Consider the following 13,960-nt stretch of genomic DNA (forward strand, 5'->3'; position numbering starts at 1 on the left):
TCAAAATTTCTTTTTCAACTTCAACCACTTGCGCTTTCGATCTCTCGTCAGCGGGAGGCGAATTCTACAGCGTTGCACGCTGCTGTCAACACCTCTTTTCTCCGCTTTCGACCGAGAGGATCGAAACGCCGAAAGGGCCAAACAGCACCACCCTCTTCGACTCCCTCCGGGCTTCGCTGAACTGAAGCGACTCGCTGCCGAAAACTTCATAACTCGCTGAATTTCAAGGAGTTTTCCGTTTCGACTGCGCCGGAAGTGGGGCGAATTATAGAGAACTGAAATCTACCGTCAACCGTTAATTTCACTTTTCTTGCAGAATCCGCTTTTTCCCCATCAACCGCGGGATCCGACGCGTCACAGGAGGGATCCGCAGCACCAATAGAGAGGCACCTATAAAGGCATAGACTGCCCACTCCTTGAGGTCCGCCCGTACGATCCAAAGCATATGCAGCAACCCAAGCCCGAGGATCGGATAAACCAACCGATGCAGCTTCTTCCAACGGACACCCAGCCGACGCTGACTGTAACGGTTGGAGGTGACGGCTAGCGCCAGCAATCCCAGGAATGCCAGCGCTCCGACGATGACGTACGGACGCTTGCGCAACTCACCCCCCAGCTGCGACCAGTCGAACCCCAGGATGAACGCCATATAGCTGAACAAATGCACAACCACATAGGCGAAGCACCAAAGGCCCAGCTGCCTGCGGACGGCAATCCATCCCGCCCACCCGGTCAGCTTCTGTGCCGGCGTCATGCTCAAGGTGACCAGCAGCAGCACCAGCGCGCCTAGCCCTAACCGATCGACCAGCACTTTGCCTGGATCCGGCCCGAGCAGATCCGAAAAGGCCTGGTAGAACCACAGCAGCGGCCAGATCGCCGCGGCGACAAAAACACCCATACGCCAAAAGGTATGCCGCATCAGTAGTTCTTCCGCAGATCGAGCCCGGCATAAAGAGAAGCAACCTCTTCCGCGTAGCCGTTGAACATCTGCGTATCACGCACGTTGGGCTTGAACAGGCTGTTCGGCAGACGCCGCTCCCGCGCCTGCGTCCACCTTGGGTGGTCGACCGTCGGGTTCACGTTCGCGTAAAAGCCGTATTCATTCGCCGCGATGCTTTGCCAGGTGGTCTTCGGCTGCTCACTCACCAGACTGATCCGCACGATCGACTTCACGCTCTTGAAGCCGTACTTCCAAGGCACCACCAGACGCAGGGGCGCACCATTCTGATTCGGCAGTTCTCGGCCATACATGCCGACCGCCAGAATCGCCAACGGATGCATTGCCTCATCCAGACGCAAACCCTCTACATAGGGCCAATCGATCAGGGCGAACCCGGATCGCTGCCCCGGCATGATCTTGGGATCCTGCAGGGTTTCGAAACGGATGAATTTGGCGTTGGAGGTCGGCTCGACCTGCTTGAGCAACGCCGACAGAGGAAAGCCGATCCAGGGAATGACCATCGACCACGCCTCGACGCAGCGCAAACGATAGATCCGCTCCTCCAATCGGTAGGGCTTCATGAAGTCTTCCAGCGCATAACGCCCCGGCTTCCCCACCTCGCCGTCCACCACCACGCTCCAGGGTTCGGTCTTCAGGGAGCCGGCGTTGGCTGCCGGGTCACCCTTGTCGGTGCCGAACTCATAGAAGTTGTTGTAATGGGTCGCGTCCTTGAACGGCGTGATGGCCTCGTCCTTGGCGCTGACCGCTCCCCATTGGGTGGAGGGCAGTTTTTCGGCAAACCAGGCAGGTGCCTTTCCGGGATCGACATCGGCGTAACGCGCAGTCTCTTCGGCACCGGCCCAGCGCGGCAGGCCGGTCATGGCCAGGCCGGCGGCCGTTGCGCCAAGCAGTTGCCGACGGGACAGGTAGATGGATTCGGGCGTGACGTCCGACTCAGTGCAACCGGACGCCTTGGGGACTTTGATCAGCATGACAACTCCGCAGTTTTGGAGGACAGATGCACCCGTAGACTGCGGAGTATGAGGGAAATTACATCACTCGGCGTTTTTGTGGCGACGAAGATGCAACAGGTACTGCACCGGGCCGGACGCTGCATAGGCAAGGAAAACCAGCAGCAGGATGCGCGGCGGATCGCTGAACACCACGGCAAAGACCAGCACCACCGCGAGGATCGCCACGAAAGGCACGCGGCCTTTGAGGTCCAGTTCCTTGAAGCTGTTGTACTTGATGTTGCTGACCATCAGCATGCCCGCAGCGGCGACCATCAGGGCAACCAGGAACGACATCTTCGAACCCTGGATCCCGTAATCGCTGAACGCCCAGACGATGCCCGCCACCACGCCGGCGGCAGCAGGGCTGGCCAAGCCGATGAAGTAACGCTTGTCCGCCGTGCCGACCTGAGTGTTGAAGCGCGCCAGACGCAGTGCCGCACCGGCCACATAAATGAAGGCGACCATCCAGCCGACCTTGCCCATGTCGCCCAGCGCCCAACCGAACGCCAGCAACGCCGGGGCCACGCCGAAGGCAACCATATCGGACAGCGAGTCGTACTCGGCACCGAACGCGCTCTGGGTGTTGGTCATCCGCGCGACGCGGCCGTCGAGGCCGTCGAGCACCATGGCGACGAAGATCGCGATGGCGGCGAAAGCGAAGTACTTGCTCGCATTGGCCGCATCCCCCGCGCTCAATGCGGCCTGGGCGCTCATGGAGTTGATGATGGAATAGAACCCTGCGAACAGGTTCGCGGTGGTGAACAGGTTCGGCAGAAGATAGATACCACGATGCCGGACTTTACGGCCTTCGGCGTCATGGCCCTCTTCGACGTGCTCGTCGACGGGCAGCAGGCTTTCGGCGTCGGAAGCCTGGTTCGGCTCTTCAGGACGTTCGCTCATGGACATTACCTTGCAACGGATTGGACAGTTTCGACAGGTGTCTGGGACGACGGTTCGGCCGCAAACGATGCAGCTTTATACCAGAAGCGTCGGGCTCAAACGAAAAAACGCGGCCGAGGCCGCGTTTTTCGCACAAGGGTCGAGGACTTAGTTCTTGGCTTTGTCGACGATCTTGTTGGCACCGATCCACGGCATCATCGAGCGCAGTTGCTCGCCGATGATTTCGATGCCGTGAGCGGCGTTGTTGCGACGCTTGGCGGTCATCGAAGGGTAGCCGGTCGCGCCTTCGCTGATGAACATTTTGGCGTACTCGCCGTCCTGAATGCGTTTCAGGGCATTGCGCATGGCCTGACGGGATTCGGCGTTGATCACTTCCGGGCCGGTCACGTACTCGCCGTACTCGGCGTTGTTGGAGATCGAGTAGTTCATGTTGGCGATGCCGCCTTCGTACATGAGGTCAACGATCAGCTTCAGTTCGTGCAGGCACTCGAAGTAGGCCATTTCAGGCGCGTAGCCTGCTTCGACCAGGGTTTCGAAACCGGCTTTCACCAGCTCGACGGTACCGCCGCACAGAACGGCTTGTTCGCCGAACAGGTCGGTTTCGGTCTCGTCCTTGAAGGTGGTTTCGATGATGCCGGTACGGCCGCCGCCGACGCCTGCCGCGTAGGACAGCGCAACGTTCTTGGCGTTGCCCGAAGCGTCCTGGTAGACGGCGATCAGGTCAGGGATGCCGCCGCCTTTGACGAACTCGGAACGCACGGTGTGGCCCGGCGCTTTCGGCGCGATCATGATCACGTCGAGGTCGGCACGCGGAACGACCTGGTTGTAGTGGATCGCGAAGCCGTGGGAGAAGGCCAGGGTGGCGCCCTTCTTGATGTTCGGCTCGATTTCGTTCTTGTACAGCTGGGACTGGAACTCGTCCGGGGTCAGGATCATGACCAGGTCGGCGCCGGCGACAGCGGTGGCCACGTCGGTGACTTTCAGGCCATGGGCCTCGGCCTTGGCGACGGTGGAGGAACCTTTGCGCAGGCCGACGGTGACGTCGACGCCCGAGTCCTTCAGGTTGCACGCCTGGGCGTGACCTTGGGAACCGTAACCGATGATGGCAACTTTCTTGCCCTGGATGATCGACAGGTCACAGTCTTTATCGTAGAAAACTTTCATGAAATTCCCCTATATATCCAGGCCGTTCAGGCCGTTCGCCAAATTGTTTTAGATGCTGAGCACTTTGTCGCCGCGGGCAATCCCGGTGACGCCGCTGCGTACGGTTTCCAGAATCGAGGCAGTGCCGATCGACTGGATGAAGCTGTCGAGCTTGTCGCTGGTACCGGTCAGTTGAACGGTATAGACGCTGGCGCTGACATCGACGATCTGCCCACGATAGATATCGGTGGTGCGTTTGATCTCGGCGCGCTGGGCGCCGGTGGCCTTGACCTTGACCAGCATCAGTTCGCGCTCGATGTGAGCGCTCTCCGACAGATCCACCAGCTTGACCACCTCGACCAGCTTGTTCAGGTTCTTGGTGATCTGCTCGATGATTTCATCGTGGCCGACGGTGGTCAGCGTCAGACGCGACAGGGTCGGGTCCTCGGTCGGCGCCACGGTCAGGCTTTCGATGTTGTAGTTGCGCTGCGAGAACAGGCCGACCACACGCGACAAGGCGCCGGGTTCGTTTTCCAGAAGCAAGGAAATGATGTGCCGCATGATTAGGTACGCTCCGTCTTGCTCAGCCACATATCGCGCATGGAGCCGTCTTTGATCTGCATCGGGTAGACGTGCTCGCTGGTGTCGACCTGGATGTCGAGGAACACCAGGCGATCCTTCATGGCGAACGCCTCTTCCATCTTCGGCTTCAGGTCCTTCAGGTCGGTGATGCGGATGCCCACGTGACCATAGGCCTCGGCCAGCTTGACGAAGTCAGGCAGCGATTCCATGTAGGAGTGCGAGTGGCGGCTGCCGTAGCTCATGTCCTGCCACTGGCGAACCATGCCCAGCACGCCGTTGTTCAGGTTGACGATCTTCACCGGCAGACCGTACTGCATGCAGGTCGACAGTTCCTGGATGTTCATCTGGATGCTGCCCTCGCCCGTCACGCACGCGACGTCCGAATCCGGGAAGCTCAGCTTCACGCCCATGGCCGCCGGGAAACCGAAGCCCATGGTGCCCAGGCCACCGGAGTTGATCCAACGGTTGGGCTTGTTGAACTTGTAGTACTGCGCAGCGAACATCTGGTGCTGGCCCACGTCGGAGGTCACAAAGGCATCGCCCTTGGTCACTTCGCACAGGGTCTCGATCACGGTCTGCGGCTTGATCTTGCTGCCGTCGCCCTTGTCGTAAGGGAACAGGCCGCGGTCACCGCGCCACTCGTCGATCTGCTTCCACCAGCTGGTCACGGCGTCCTTGTTCGGGGTCTCGCCGATTTCCTTGAGGATCGCGACCATTTCGGTCATGACGCTCTCGACGGGACCTACGATCGGTACGTCGGCCTTGATGGTCTTGGAGATCGACGCCGGGTCGATGTCGACGTGAATGATCTTGGCGTTCGGGCAGAACTTCGGCGCGCCGTTGATCACACGGTCGTCGAAACGTGCGCCGACGGCCAGGATCACATCGGCATGGTGCATCGCCAGGTTAGCGGTGTAGCTGCCGTGCATGCCGAGCATGCCGATGAACTGACGGTCGGTGCCGGGGAAACCGCCCAGGCCCATCAGGGTGTTGGTCACCGGCAGGTTGAGCATCTTGGCCAGTTCGGTCAGCGGCGCGGAGCCGTTGCCGAGGATCACGCCGCCGCCCGAATAGAGCACGGGACGCTTGGCCGCCAGGAGCATTTCCGCTGCCTTGCGGATTTGCCCGGAGTGGCCGCGGACGGCCGGGCTGTAGGAACGCAGCTTGGCTTTTTTCGGGAAGACGTATTCGAACTTCTCGGCCGGGTTGGTCATGTCTTTCGGGACATCGACAACGACCGGGCCCGGACGACCGGATTGCGCCAGGTAGAAGGCCTTCTTCATGACTTCCGGGATTTCCGAAGCGTGCTTGATCATGAAGCTGTGCTTCACGATCGGCCGGGAGATGCCGATCATGTCGGTTTCCTGGAACGCATCGGTGCCGACCATGGTGCTCGGCACCTGACCGGAAATGATCACCATCGGAATGGAGTCCATGTAGGCGGTCGCGATACCGGTAATGGCGTTTGTGGCGCCAGGACCGGACGTCACCAGCACCACGCCGGCCTTGCCGGTGGCACGGGCATAGCCGTCAGCCATATGGGTAGCCGCTTGTTCGTGACGAACCAGGATGTGGGTCACTTCCGGTTCTTTGAACAGGGCATCGTAGACATGAAGGAGAGCACCACCCGGGTACCCGTAGATATATTTGACGCCTTCGTCACGCAAGAAGCGGACGAGCATCTCACCGCCAGATAAAAGCTCCACGTTGTTCACCTCTAAAACGCCAGAATACCGTCCACGAAATAGCGGAACGGGTCTTAATAGGTTTACTTCTCGGCAGAGCATGAGCGACGGTGGTCGCCGACTACGTCAGCACTGACTGAGCAAGTATTGGGATCGTCCCAAGTGTTGCGGGCCTTTCCCACCCAGCGCGAGGTAACGCGTTGCGGGTGTAACAGGTCGACGCGGATAGGCGCCTCATGATCTGCCGAGCGGGTCTGCTTCTGGCAGTCCCTCTACAGCGGACTTTGGATTCTTCTGTTTCGCCCTCTGCAAGTCAAGCCGTCTATGGGCTTAATTGTGGGTAAATACATGAGAACGCAAGAAAAAACCTGTAAAGAGCTACTCTGTTAGCTCCGATTGCGCAGTTTTACCAAGGAATCAGCATGCGAACGCTTATCGCCAGTCTGCTGATCGGCCTTAGCCCGTGGTGCATGGCCGGTCAGATCTACACTTGGGTGGACGCCCAAGGGGTCACGCATTTCGACGCGCAACCGCCGCCGGGACAGCCCGCCATCACCGTGCAGCCCTCTGCCCCGCCCCTCCCCTCTGCGTCCAAGCCATCGGCAATGCCGGGCAGCGGCGCACTCGGCGACCAGAAAGCCATCGACGAAAAGGTCAAGCGGCAAGTCGCCGAACAGCAAGCGCAGCTGACGGCGTTTTGCGACCAGGCGCGCACCAATCTTGCGCAGTTGCAGAACAATCCGCGCCTGAGGGAAGAAGTGGAGGGAAAGGTGCGACGGCTCAACGAAGAGCAGCGTCAGGAGCGAATCGCCGAAACGCACAAGCAGATAAACGAAAACTGCCAGTAGCCACCGGCAGTTTCCGGCTCAACGCGATGCGGTGATCAGCAGGTCGAACTCTTTGAGCAGCACCTGCAGTTGACGGTCCTTGCCCTGCACGTTGCGCTGGGCGAAGACCATCTCGGCCATTTCCTGGATGCCCGACGCGTTGGGCAGCGGCAGATCCTGCTCAAGGATGATCTTCATCTTCGGCAGGAAGATCCATTGCAGCCACTGCTCGAACTCGAGGGTATCGACGGCGAAGGGCTCGACGCTGTTCAGGGCCTCGGCGGACGGCGGCACGTCGTCCCACCAGCCCTGGGCGCGCAGTTCACGCTCGATCAGCAGCAACTGATCGGCGACTTTCGGAAAACGCACGTCCATCACAGCGAGACCCGGGCTTTCTGACGGGCCAGCGCGGCGCCGGAGGCATCGCCCTGCTTCTCGCGGGCCTGGGCGATCAGCTCCCACAGGCTGGCCTGCAGGTCCGGACGACCGTTGGCCATCGTCAGGGCACGGCGGGCGAACTGCTCGGCCTGCGGCGCATCGCCTTGGGCCATGCGCACCTGGGCCAGGCGGTAAAGCACTTGCGGCTCACGCGGGGCCACACGCTGGGCACGCTCCAGGCTGGACGAGGCGCCGTTGAGGTCGCCGCCGGCCTGTTGCTGTTGGGCGGTGGTCAACAGCGCGAGCACCGGGCCGTCCAGTTGCTCGTCGGCGGACAGACCGCCGCCGCTGCCGCTGGCCGACGGGATGCCGCTCGGTGCCGAAGGCATGCTGTAGCTGCCGGAGCCGATCGGTGCGGATTCCACCGGCGCAGCGTTGTACGGCCCCGGGGTGATGCCGCCGGACGCCGGGCCCGGAACGATCGGCGAGGTGCTGATCGGCGTCGAGGTCGCCGCGCCGCCCGGCACCATCACCACCACGCCGGTGTCGCCTTGGGGAATGGCCTGGGCCTGGCTCTGCGCCGGCCGCTTCACGGTCGTCTGCCGGAACCCGCCATTGGCCGAAATGCGCTCGCTGTTGGACACGGCGGTGCCGGAATCCACAACCGGAATCGAACCACGCTGCACGGTGGAGCAGCCGCTGAGCAGCGCCACGGCGGTCACCGCCGGAATCAACCACTTGTTCACTTGAATCCCTCTTTGCTTAATTCATCCAGCCCTTGACCCAATCCATCACCGACTCGGCAGGTGTGGGGTTTTCGCCCGCACACGCAGCGCCGGGCGGAGGCTCGCTGCCGCGAATATACGGCATCTGCACCGCACCCGGGCAATTGGCGTCGGAACCCTGGCCGGTGCGCGCATCGACCCAGGCCTGCACCACGTTGTCCGGTTGCGGCATGTCCAGCGGCAGCGGATCGGCCTTGCGCATGAAACTGGTCCAGACCTGCAGCGCGCCGGTGGCGCCGGTGAACGGCGTCTTGCCGTTGTCGTCGCGGCCCAGCCACACCACCGCCAGCAGGTCCTGGCTGAACCCGGCGAACCAGCTGTCGCGCGAGTCGTTGCTGGTGCCGGTCTTGCCGGCCAGCGTCAGGGTCTTGGGCAACACGTTATAGACCGAACTGCCGGTGCCTTCACGCATGACTCGCTGCATGGCGTTCTGGATCAGGTAGATCGAGGCCGGATCAAAGCGCTGTTCGATCTGGAACGGATAGCGCTTGAGCGGTTCGCCCTCGGCGGTCAGCACGCTGCGGATCCCGCGCATCGGCGTGTTGAAGCCGCCGTTGGCCAGGGTCTGGTACATGGTCGCCACTTCCATCGGGGTCATGCCGCCTGCCCCCAGCAGCATCGATGGGAAGGCCGGGAAGTCGCGGGTAACGCCCAGGCGTCCCAAGGTCTTGAGCACGTTGGGCACACCGATGGCGAGCCCCAGACGGGCTGTGGACAAGTTGTAGGAATGCGCCAGTCCCTGATAAAGGAACACGGTGCCGTGGGAGCGGCGGTCATAGTTCTGCGGTTTCCAGACCTGCCCGTCCGCGCCCTTCACCGAGAAGGATTCGTCCGACAGCCAACTGGTCAGCGTGTACTGGCTCGGCTTCTCCAGCGCGGTCAGGTACACCGCCGGCTTGATCAGCGAGCCGATCGGCCGCACCGCATCCAGTGCCCGGTTGAAGCCGGCGAAGCTGGCCTGACGGCTGCCGATCATGGCCTGGACCTCGCCCGTTTCCGGGTTGGTCACGACCATTGCCGCTTCCACGTCGTCGGCGCCTTTGCGGCCGGACAGGCGCTTGAAGGTGTCGTTGACCGACGCTTCGGCCTTCATCTGCAGGATCGGATCGAAGCTGGTGAAAATCCGCAGGCCCTCTTCGGTCAAGTCTTCGTCGCGGTAGTCTTCACGCAACTGGCGCTTGACCAGATCGATGAAGCCCGGGAACGAGCTGTCGGCCAGCTTGCCGCGGGTGGTCACGCCCAGCGGCATCTTCTTCGCCGCCTCCACCTGTTCGGCGGTCGCGACGCCCTGCTGCTCAAGCACGTCGAGCACCAGGTTGCGTCGCTCCAGCGCCCGCTCCGGGTTGCGGCGCGGGTTGTAGTAGGACGGCCCCTTGACCATGCCCACCAGCAGCGCGACCTGATGCAGCTTCAGCTCGGACAGCGGCTGGCCGAAGAAGAACTGGCTGGCCAGACCGAAACCGTGCACCGCACGCTGACCGTCCTGGCCCACGAACACTTCGTTGAGGTACGCCTCAAGGATTTCCTTCTTGTCGTAATGCAGCTCCAGCAGCATCGCCATCATGGCTTCGGTGAGCTTGCGGGTCAGGCTGCGTTCGTTGGTCAGGTAGAAGTTCTTCACCAACTGCTGGGTCAGCGTACTGCCGCCCTGGGTCATCTTGCCGCCGGAGGTGTTCACCCACACCGCCCGGGCGATCGACTTCGGCGACACGCCCCAGTGGCTGTAGAAATCCCGGTCTTCCACGGCCACCAGGGTTTCCAGCAGGTACGGCGGCACCTGGTCGAGTTTGATCAGGATCCGGTCTTCGAGGTTTTTCGGGTAGATCCCGCCGATCAGCAGCGGCTCCAGGCGCACCACGGACAGTTTCGAGCCGTTGGTCGCCGAGAGCTCGGCCACGTAGTCGCCGGAGAACCGCACGCGCACCGGCTGCGGTTTTTCCAGCCCTTCATAGAACTGGAAGCCACGGGTGTTCAGGTCGACGGTGTTGCCGTTGACCGATGCCGCGCCGGGGCCGTTGCTGACGCTTTCGCGGCGGTAGCCGAGGGCATCGAGTTCGGTGAGGAAATCGTCCTTGCTCAGCTTTTGTCCGACGAACAGCTCAAGCGGCCGCGCGTACACCTTGGCCGGGATCGTCCAGCGCTTGCCGGAGAATTTCTCCTGCACCACGGCATCGAGGTACACGGCGAAGCCGGCCAGCACCACAAGGCCGACCAGGCTGAGTTTAAGGGCCCAGCCCAGCCATGGGCGCAGGCCCCGGGAGGGTGGTTTTTTCGGTGTGCGGGGGGATCGGGTACGTGTCATGGCGGCGGATTATACGCACTTTATTCATACTCAACAGGAGCGCTCCGAGGTTTGCGTCGGGCGGGCGAGCGGCCATAATGAGCGCCTCGAATCCCCCAGACACTGAAGGATCACCTGTGAGCCAGTCCCTGATCGCTGCCCTGCAAAACCCGGCCCTCTACCCGCACCCCGTCGAAGGGTTCCAGGTCATCGAAACCCACATCTCGTGGGTGCTGCTCACCGGTCAGTTCGCCTATAAAGTGAAGAAGCCGGTGAACTTCGGCTTCCTCGACTTCACCGGCCTCGAGTCCCGCGCGCATTTCTGCGGCGAAGAGCTGCGGCTGAACCAGCGCCTGACCGACGACCTTTACCTGGAGGTCCTGCCGGTCACCGGCACCGCCGAGAACCCGCAACTGGGCGGCGACGGCCCGGCCATCGAATACGTGCTGAAGATGCGCCAGTTCCCGCAGACCGGGCTGCTCAGCACCCTGCAGGCCAACGGCGAGCTGACCACTGCCCACATCGACGAGATGGCCGAGCAGATCGCCCGTTTCCACCTCAATGCGCCGAAGGTGCCGGCCGAACACGACGCCGGCACGCCGGACAGCGTGATGGCGCCGGTTCGCCAGAACTTCGAGCAGATCCGTCCGTTCCTCAGCGACAAGAACGACCTGCTGCAACTCGAAGCCCTCGAGGCCTGGGCCGAAGCCAGCTTCGATCGCCTCAAGCCGCTGTTCGCCCAACGCAAGGCCGAGGGCTTCACCCGCGAATGCCACGGTGACATCCACCTGGGCAACGCCACCGTGATCGACGGCAAGGTCGTGATCTTCGACTGCATCGAGTTCAACGAACCGTTCCGTTTCACCGACGTCTACGCCGACATCGGTTTCCTGGCGATGGACCTGGAAGACCGTGGCCTGAAATCCCTGGCCCGCCGCTTCATCAGCCAGTACCTGGAACTGACCGGCGACTACCAGGGCCTGGAAGTCCTGAACTTCTACAAGGCCTATCGCGCCCTGGTGCGCGCCAAGGTGTCGCTGTTCAGCATGCCGGCCGACGCCACGCCGGTGCAGCGCGCCACCACCCTGCGCCAGTACCGCAACTACGCCAACCTGGCGGAAAGCTACAGCACCATCCCTTCGCGCTTCATGGCGATCACCCACGGCGTATCGGCGGTGGGCAAGAGCCACGTGGCCATGCGCCTCGTGGAAGCGTTGGGCGCCGTCCGCCTGCGTTCCGACGTGGAGCGCAAGCGCCTGTTCGGCGAGCAGACCGTCGCCAATGACGTCCAGGCCGGCATCTACAGCCCTGAAGCCAGCGTCGCCACCTACGACCGTCTGCATGAAGTGGCGGCGGTGATCCTGCGTGCAGGCTTCCCGGTGGTGATCGATGCGACCTACCTCAAGCGCGGCCAGCGCGACAGCGCGGCGGCCGTCGCCGAGGCCACCGGCACGCCGTTCCTGATCTTGGACTGCAACGCGCCGCAAGCCGTGATCGAAAGCTGGTTGGCGATTCGTCAGGCGGACAAAAAAGATCCGTCCGACGCGACCCTGGCCGTCATCGAGGCGCAACAGGCCAACCGAGAAGCCCTGACCCCGGAAGAGATCCTGCGCAGCAAGCGCGTGCAGACCAATGAATCCGGCACGCTGGACACCGTAGTGGCACAGATCCGTCAGCGTCTGCCAGGCCTGTAAGGGACTATTTCGGCCGTGAAGCCCCCGCTTGCTTCACGGCCGTCAAATAGTGGCATTATACTGGCGTCATAAAACCAACAGGTGAATTGACATGAGCCAGCCGAAACTACTCGACACTCCGCTGTACGCCTTGCTGCACAAGGACGACATCGCAGGCTTCAACAAGGAGCGACCCAAGGACGGGCCGATCGATATGGTGGGCGGCGATTTCCGCGGCCTCGACCTGCGTGAACTGAACGCTGACGGCGTTGATTTCACCGACGCCTATTTCCGCTCCGCCGACCTTCGCGGCATCGACTTTCGCCAAGCCTCGCTGGAAGGCGCCAGCCTGGCCCACGCGCAGATCTCCGGCGCGTACTTTCCGCCTGAGCTGAGCGCCGACGAGATTCTGATGTCGATGAATTTCGGCACCCGGCTGCGCTACCGCACCCGCTGAAGCCGCCCGAGCCGTCCAGCGCCCCTGCGCTGGACGGCATGCCGCCCGTTCCTTCCCACGCCCCGCCACTGCTGCTGAGCAATCGGCCGCCCCTTAGAAGCGTTTGCGTCCAATCCGACCAACGAACCACGCTTTTCCTGCTGATGGCTACACTCCTGAGAAGATCGCCCACGCACCATTCGGCCGTCGCAAGGAGGCTTGATGAATGATGAACTGCAACACCTGAAGAATCTCGGCAAGACGTCGGCGCAATGGCTGCATGCCGTGGGCATCCACAGCGCTTCGGATCTGCGCCGCCTGGGCGCGGTGGACGCTTACCGTGCCGTGCGGACCCGAGGGTTCCGGGCGTCGAAGGTGTTGCTGTACGCGATTGAAGGGGCGTTGATGGACGTGCACTGGAACGACATCCCCGCCGAGCGCAAGGACGCTCTGAACAAGCAGCTCGAAGCCATTTCCTCCCGCCACAAGAATTGAACGGGCACTCGCCGCCATGTACTTGCTCGGGGATCAGTCGGCCTATGCCGATGCGTTGACCAGTCGCCTGCAGGACCTGCCGATGCAATGCCTGGCGGGGCTTGCGCCTTGCGGGCCGCCGCTGGAGCTGGAGTCGGCGGACGACCTGATGGCGCAGTTGCCCGGCGACCGGCTGTTTATGCTCAGCCAAGGCGTGGTCAACGGCAGCCTCGCCGCCCGGACCTTGTTCTATTGGCACGAGGGCGACCTGATCGGCCTGCAGCAAGGGCCGGAGTGGACGGATCTGCGGCTGTGCGCAGACGGCCCACTGAGCCTGTTGCCGTATCGGCGAAACGATGTGTTCCAGCATGTGTACTCGACGCCCGCGAACGGCGACCTGTTCCTGCGCTACCTGCTCGGCCAGACCGCCCTGCTCGCCCATGCCGTCGCCGAGCTTAAGCCCCGCGAGTTCCGCAGCACCAACGGGTTCAAACGGGTTCCTACAGGTGAAGTGCTGATTCAGCAGGGCGACACCTCCGACCATGTGTTCGTGATCATCGAAGGGCATGCCGAAGCGTTTGTCGACGGACACAAGGTGGGCGATGTGCCCAAGGACGAGATCTTCGGGGCCATGGCGGCGTTCACCGGCGAACCGCGCAACGCTACGGTGATCGCCAGCGAGCCGAGCACCGTGATGCTGATTCCCGGCGATCAGTTTCTCAGCATGACGCGCACCAACCCTAAAATCGCCCACAGCCTGATCGAAAGCATGGCGCGGCGCATCGACCAGCTCAACCGCCAGCTTGCCGCGTTTCACGCCCAGCATTGACGTCCCTTGTTTCC

14 protein-coding genes and 1 pseudogene are annotated in these 13,960 nt (G+C 62.3%); 6 read left to right on the plus strand and 9 right to left on the minus strand.

Annotated features, from left to right (window positions below; all coding sequences use genetic code 11):
• Window positions 1-185, plus strand: a pseudogene (locus CAG33_RS28670) (hypothetical protein); the annotation flags it as partial.
• Between the two features lie 116 nt (window positions 186-301).
• Here the strand turns inward: CAG33_RS28670 and msrQ are convergent.
• The 6 genes from msrQ to CAG33_RS13540 form a co-directional block, all read right to left on the minus strand.
• Window positions 302-919, minus strand: a complete 618-nt coding sequence (gene msrQ / locus CAG33_RS13515) for a protein-methionine-sulfoxide reductase heme-binding subunit MsrQ (protein WP_085638816.1) — start codon at window positions 917-919, stop codon at window positions 302-304.
• Complete coding sequence (gene msrP / locus CAG33_RS13520) at window positions 919-1,932, minus strand: protein-methionine-sulfoxide reductase catalytic subunit MsrP (protein ID WP_085638819.1); 1,014 nt, start codon at window positions 1,930-1,932, stop codon at window positions 919-921. The genes msrQ and msrP overlap by 1 nt, the downstream gene beginning before the upstream one ends.
• 63 nt (window positions 1,933-1,995) lie before the next feature.
• On the minus strand, window positions 1,996-2,853 hold the full coding sequence (gene pssA, locus CAG33_RS13525) for a CDP-diacylglycerol--serine O-phosphatidyltransferase (RefSeq protein WP_085584305.1): 858 nt from the start codon (window positions 2,851-2,853) through the stop codon (window positions 1,996-1,998).
• A gap of 147 nt (window positions 2,854-3,000) precedes the next feature.
• Entirely contained in the window at window positions 3,001-4,017 is a 1,017-nt protein-coding gene (ilvC, locus tag CAG33_RS13530; protein ID WP_085632244.1) for a ketol-acid reductoisomerase, read from the minus strand.
• Between the two features lie 48 nt (window positions 4,018-4,065).
• Window positions 4,066-4,557 carry an acetolactate synthase small subunit gene (gene ilvN / locus CAG33_RS13535; RefSeq protein ID WP_040064172.1) on the minus strand — a complete coding sequence of 164 codons (492 nt, stop codon included), beginning with the start codon at window positions 4,555-4,557 and terminating at the stop codon, window positions 4,066-4,068.
• A 2-nt stretch (window positions 4,558-4,559) separates the two neighbouring features.
• Window positions 4,560-6,284 carry an acetolactate synthase 3 large subunit gene (locus CAG33_RS13540; RefSeq protein WP_085584316.1) on the minus strand — a complete coding sequence of 575 codons (1,725 nt, stop codon included), beginning with the start codon at window positions 6,282-6,284 and terminating at the stop codon, window positions 4,560-4,562.
• A 401-nt stretch (window positions 6,285-6,685) separates the two neighbouring features.
• Here CAG33_RS13540 and CAG33_RS13545 point away from each other — a divergent pair, with 401 nt between their 5' ends.
• Window positions 6,686-7,111, plus strand: a complete 426-nt coding sequence (locus CAG33_RS13545; RefSeq protein WP_085584301.1) for a DUF4124 domain-containing protein — start codon at window positions 6,686-6,688, stop codon at window positions 7,109-7,111.
• Window positions 7,112-7,129: 18 nt separating this feature from the next.
• Here CAG33_RS13545 and CAG33_RS13550 read toward each other — a convergent pair whose 3' ends face one another.
• The 3 genes from CAG33_RS13550 to mrcB are packed head-to-tail and all read right to left on the minus strand — an operon-like array spanning window position 7,130 to window position 10,555.
• Window positions 7,130-7,465, minus strand: a complete 336-nt coding sequence (locus CAG33_RS13550) for a YqcC family protein (protein ID WP_085584299.1) — start codon at window positions 7,463-7,465, stop codon at window positions 7,130-7,132.
• On the minus strand, window positions 7,465-8,214 hold the full coding sequence (locus CAG33_RS13555; protein WP_085584297.1) for a tetratricopeptide repeat protein: 750 nt from the start codon (window positions 8,212-8,214) through the stop codon (window positions 7,465-7,467). Before CAG33_RS13555 ends, CAG33_RS13550 begins: the two co-directional genes overlap by 1 nt.
• Window positions 8,215-8,230: 16 nt before the next feature.
• A complete protein-coding gene (mrcB, locus tag CAG33_RS13560; protein ID WP_085584295.1) occupies window positions 8,231-10,555 on the minus strand; it encodes a penicillin-binding protein 1B in 2,325 nt (774 codons plus the stop codon).
• Between the two features lie 116 nt (window positions 10,556-10,671).
• On the opposite strand from mrcB, the gene CAG33_RS13565 reads away from it, so the two are divergent.
• The 4 genes from CAG33_RS13565 (at window position 10,672) to CAG33_RS13580 (ending at window position 13,946) form a co-directional block, all read left to right on the plus strand.
• On the plus strand, window positions 10,672-12,228 hold the full coding sequence (locus tag CAG33_RS13565) for a bifunctional aminoglycoside phosphotransferase/ATP-binding protein (protein ID WP_085584293.1): 1,557 nt from the start codon (window positions 10,672-10,674) through the stop codon (window positions 12,226-12,228).
• A gap of 91 nt (window positions 12,229-12,319) precedes the next feature.
• A complete protein-coding gene (locus CAG33_RS13570; protein WP_085584291.1) occupies window positions 12,320-12,664 on the plus strand; it encodes a pentapeptide repeat-containing protein in 345 nt (114 codons plus the stop codon).
• 201 nt (window positions 12,665-12,865) lie between these two features.
• A complete protein-coding gene (locus tag CAG33_RS13575) occupies window positions 12,866-13,138 on the plus strand; it encodes a TfoX/Sxy family protein (protein WP_003228231.1) in 273 nt (90 codons plus the stop codon).
• 16 nt (window positions 13,139-13,154) lie between these two features.
• Window positions 13,155-13,946 carry a Crp/Fnr family transcriptional regulator gene (locus CAG33_RS13580; protein ID WP_085632246.1) on the plus strand — a complete coding sequence of 264 codons (792 nt, stop codon included), beginning with the start codon at window positions 13,155-13,157 and terminating at the stop codon, window positions 13,944-13,946.
• The last annotated feature ends 14 nt before the right edge of the window (window positions 13,947-13,960 follow it).

Origin of the sequence: Pseudomonas sp. B3(2017), assembly GCF_002113595.1 — a bacterium.
In the GTDB taxonomy this organism is placed as follows: Bacteria; Pseudomonadota; Gammaproteobacteria; order Pseudomonadales; family Pseudomonadaceae; genus Aquipseudomonas; species Aquipseudomonas ekonensis.

Excerpts from the sequence above, each read along its gene's own strand:
- ilvC (WP_085632244.1), bottom strand. The coding sequence starts at position 4,017 with ATGAAAGTTTTCTACGATAAAGACTGTGACCTGTCGATCATCCAGGGC.
- msrP (WP_085638819.1), bottom strand. The coding sequence starts at position 1,932 with ATGCTGATCAAAGTCCCCAAGGCGTCCGGTTGCACTGAGTCGGACGTC.
- ilvN (WP_040064172.1), bottom strand. The coding sequence starts at position 4,557 with ATGCGGCACATCATTTCCTTGCTTCTGGAAAACGAACCCGGCGCCTTG.
- CAG33_RS13550 (WP_085584299.1), bottom strand. The coding sequence starts at position 7,465 with ATGGACGTGCGTTTTCCGAAAGTCGCCGATCAGTTGCTGCTGATCGAG.
- msrQ (WP_085638816.1), bottom strand. The coding sequence starts at position 919 with ATGCGGCATACCTTTTGGCGTATGGGTGTTTTTGTCGCCGCGGCGATC.
- CAG33_RS13580 (WP_085632246.1), top strand. The coding sequence starts at position 13,155 with ATGTACTTGCTCGGGGATCAGTCGGCCTATGCCGATGCGTTGACCAGT.
- CAG33_RS13575 (WP_003228231.1), top strand. The coding sequence starts at position 12,866 with ATGAATGATGAACTGCAACACCTGAAGAATCTCGGCAAGACGTCGGCG.
- CAG33_RS13570 (WP_085584291.1), top strand. The coding sequence starts at position 12,320 with ATGAGCCAGCCGAAACTACTCGACACTCCGCTGTACGCCTTGCTGCAC.
- CAG33_RS13545 (WP_085584301.1), top strand. The coding sequence starts at position 6,686 with ATGCGAACGCTTATCGCCAGTCTGCTGATCGGCCTTAGCCCGTGGTGC.
- pssA (WP_085584305.1), bottom strand. The coding sequence starts at position 2,853 with ATGAGCGAACGTCCTGAAGAGCCGAACCAGGCTTCCGACGCCGAAAGC.
- mrcB (WP_085584295.1), bottom strand. The coding sequence starts at position 10,555 with ATGACACGTACCCGATCCCCCCGCACACCGAAAAAACCACCCTCCCGG.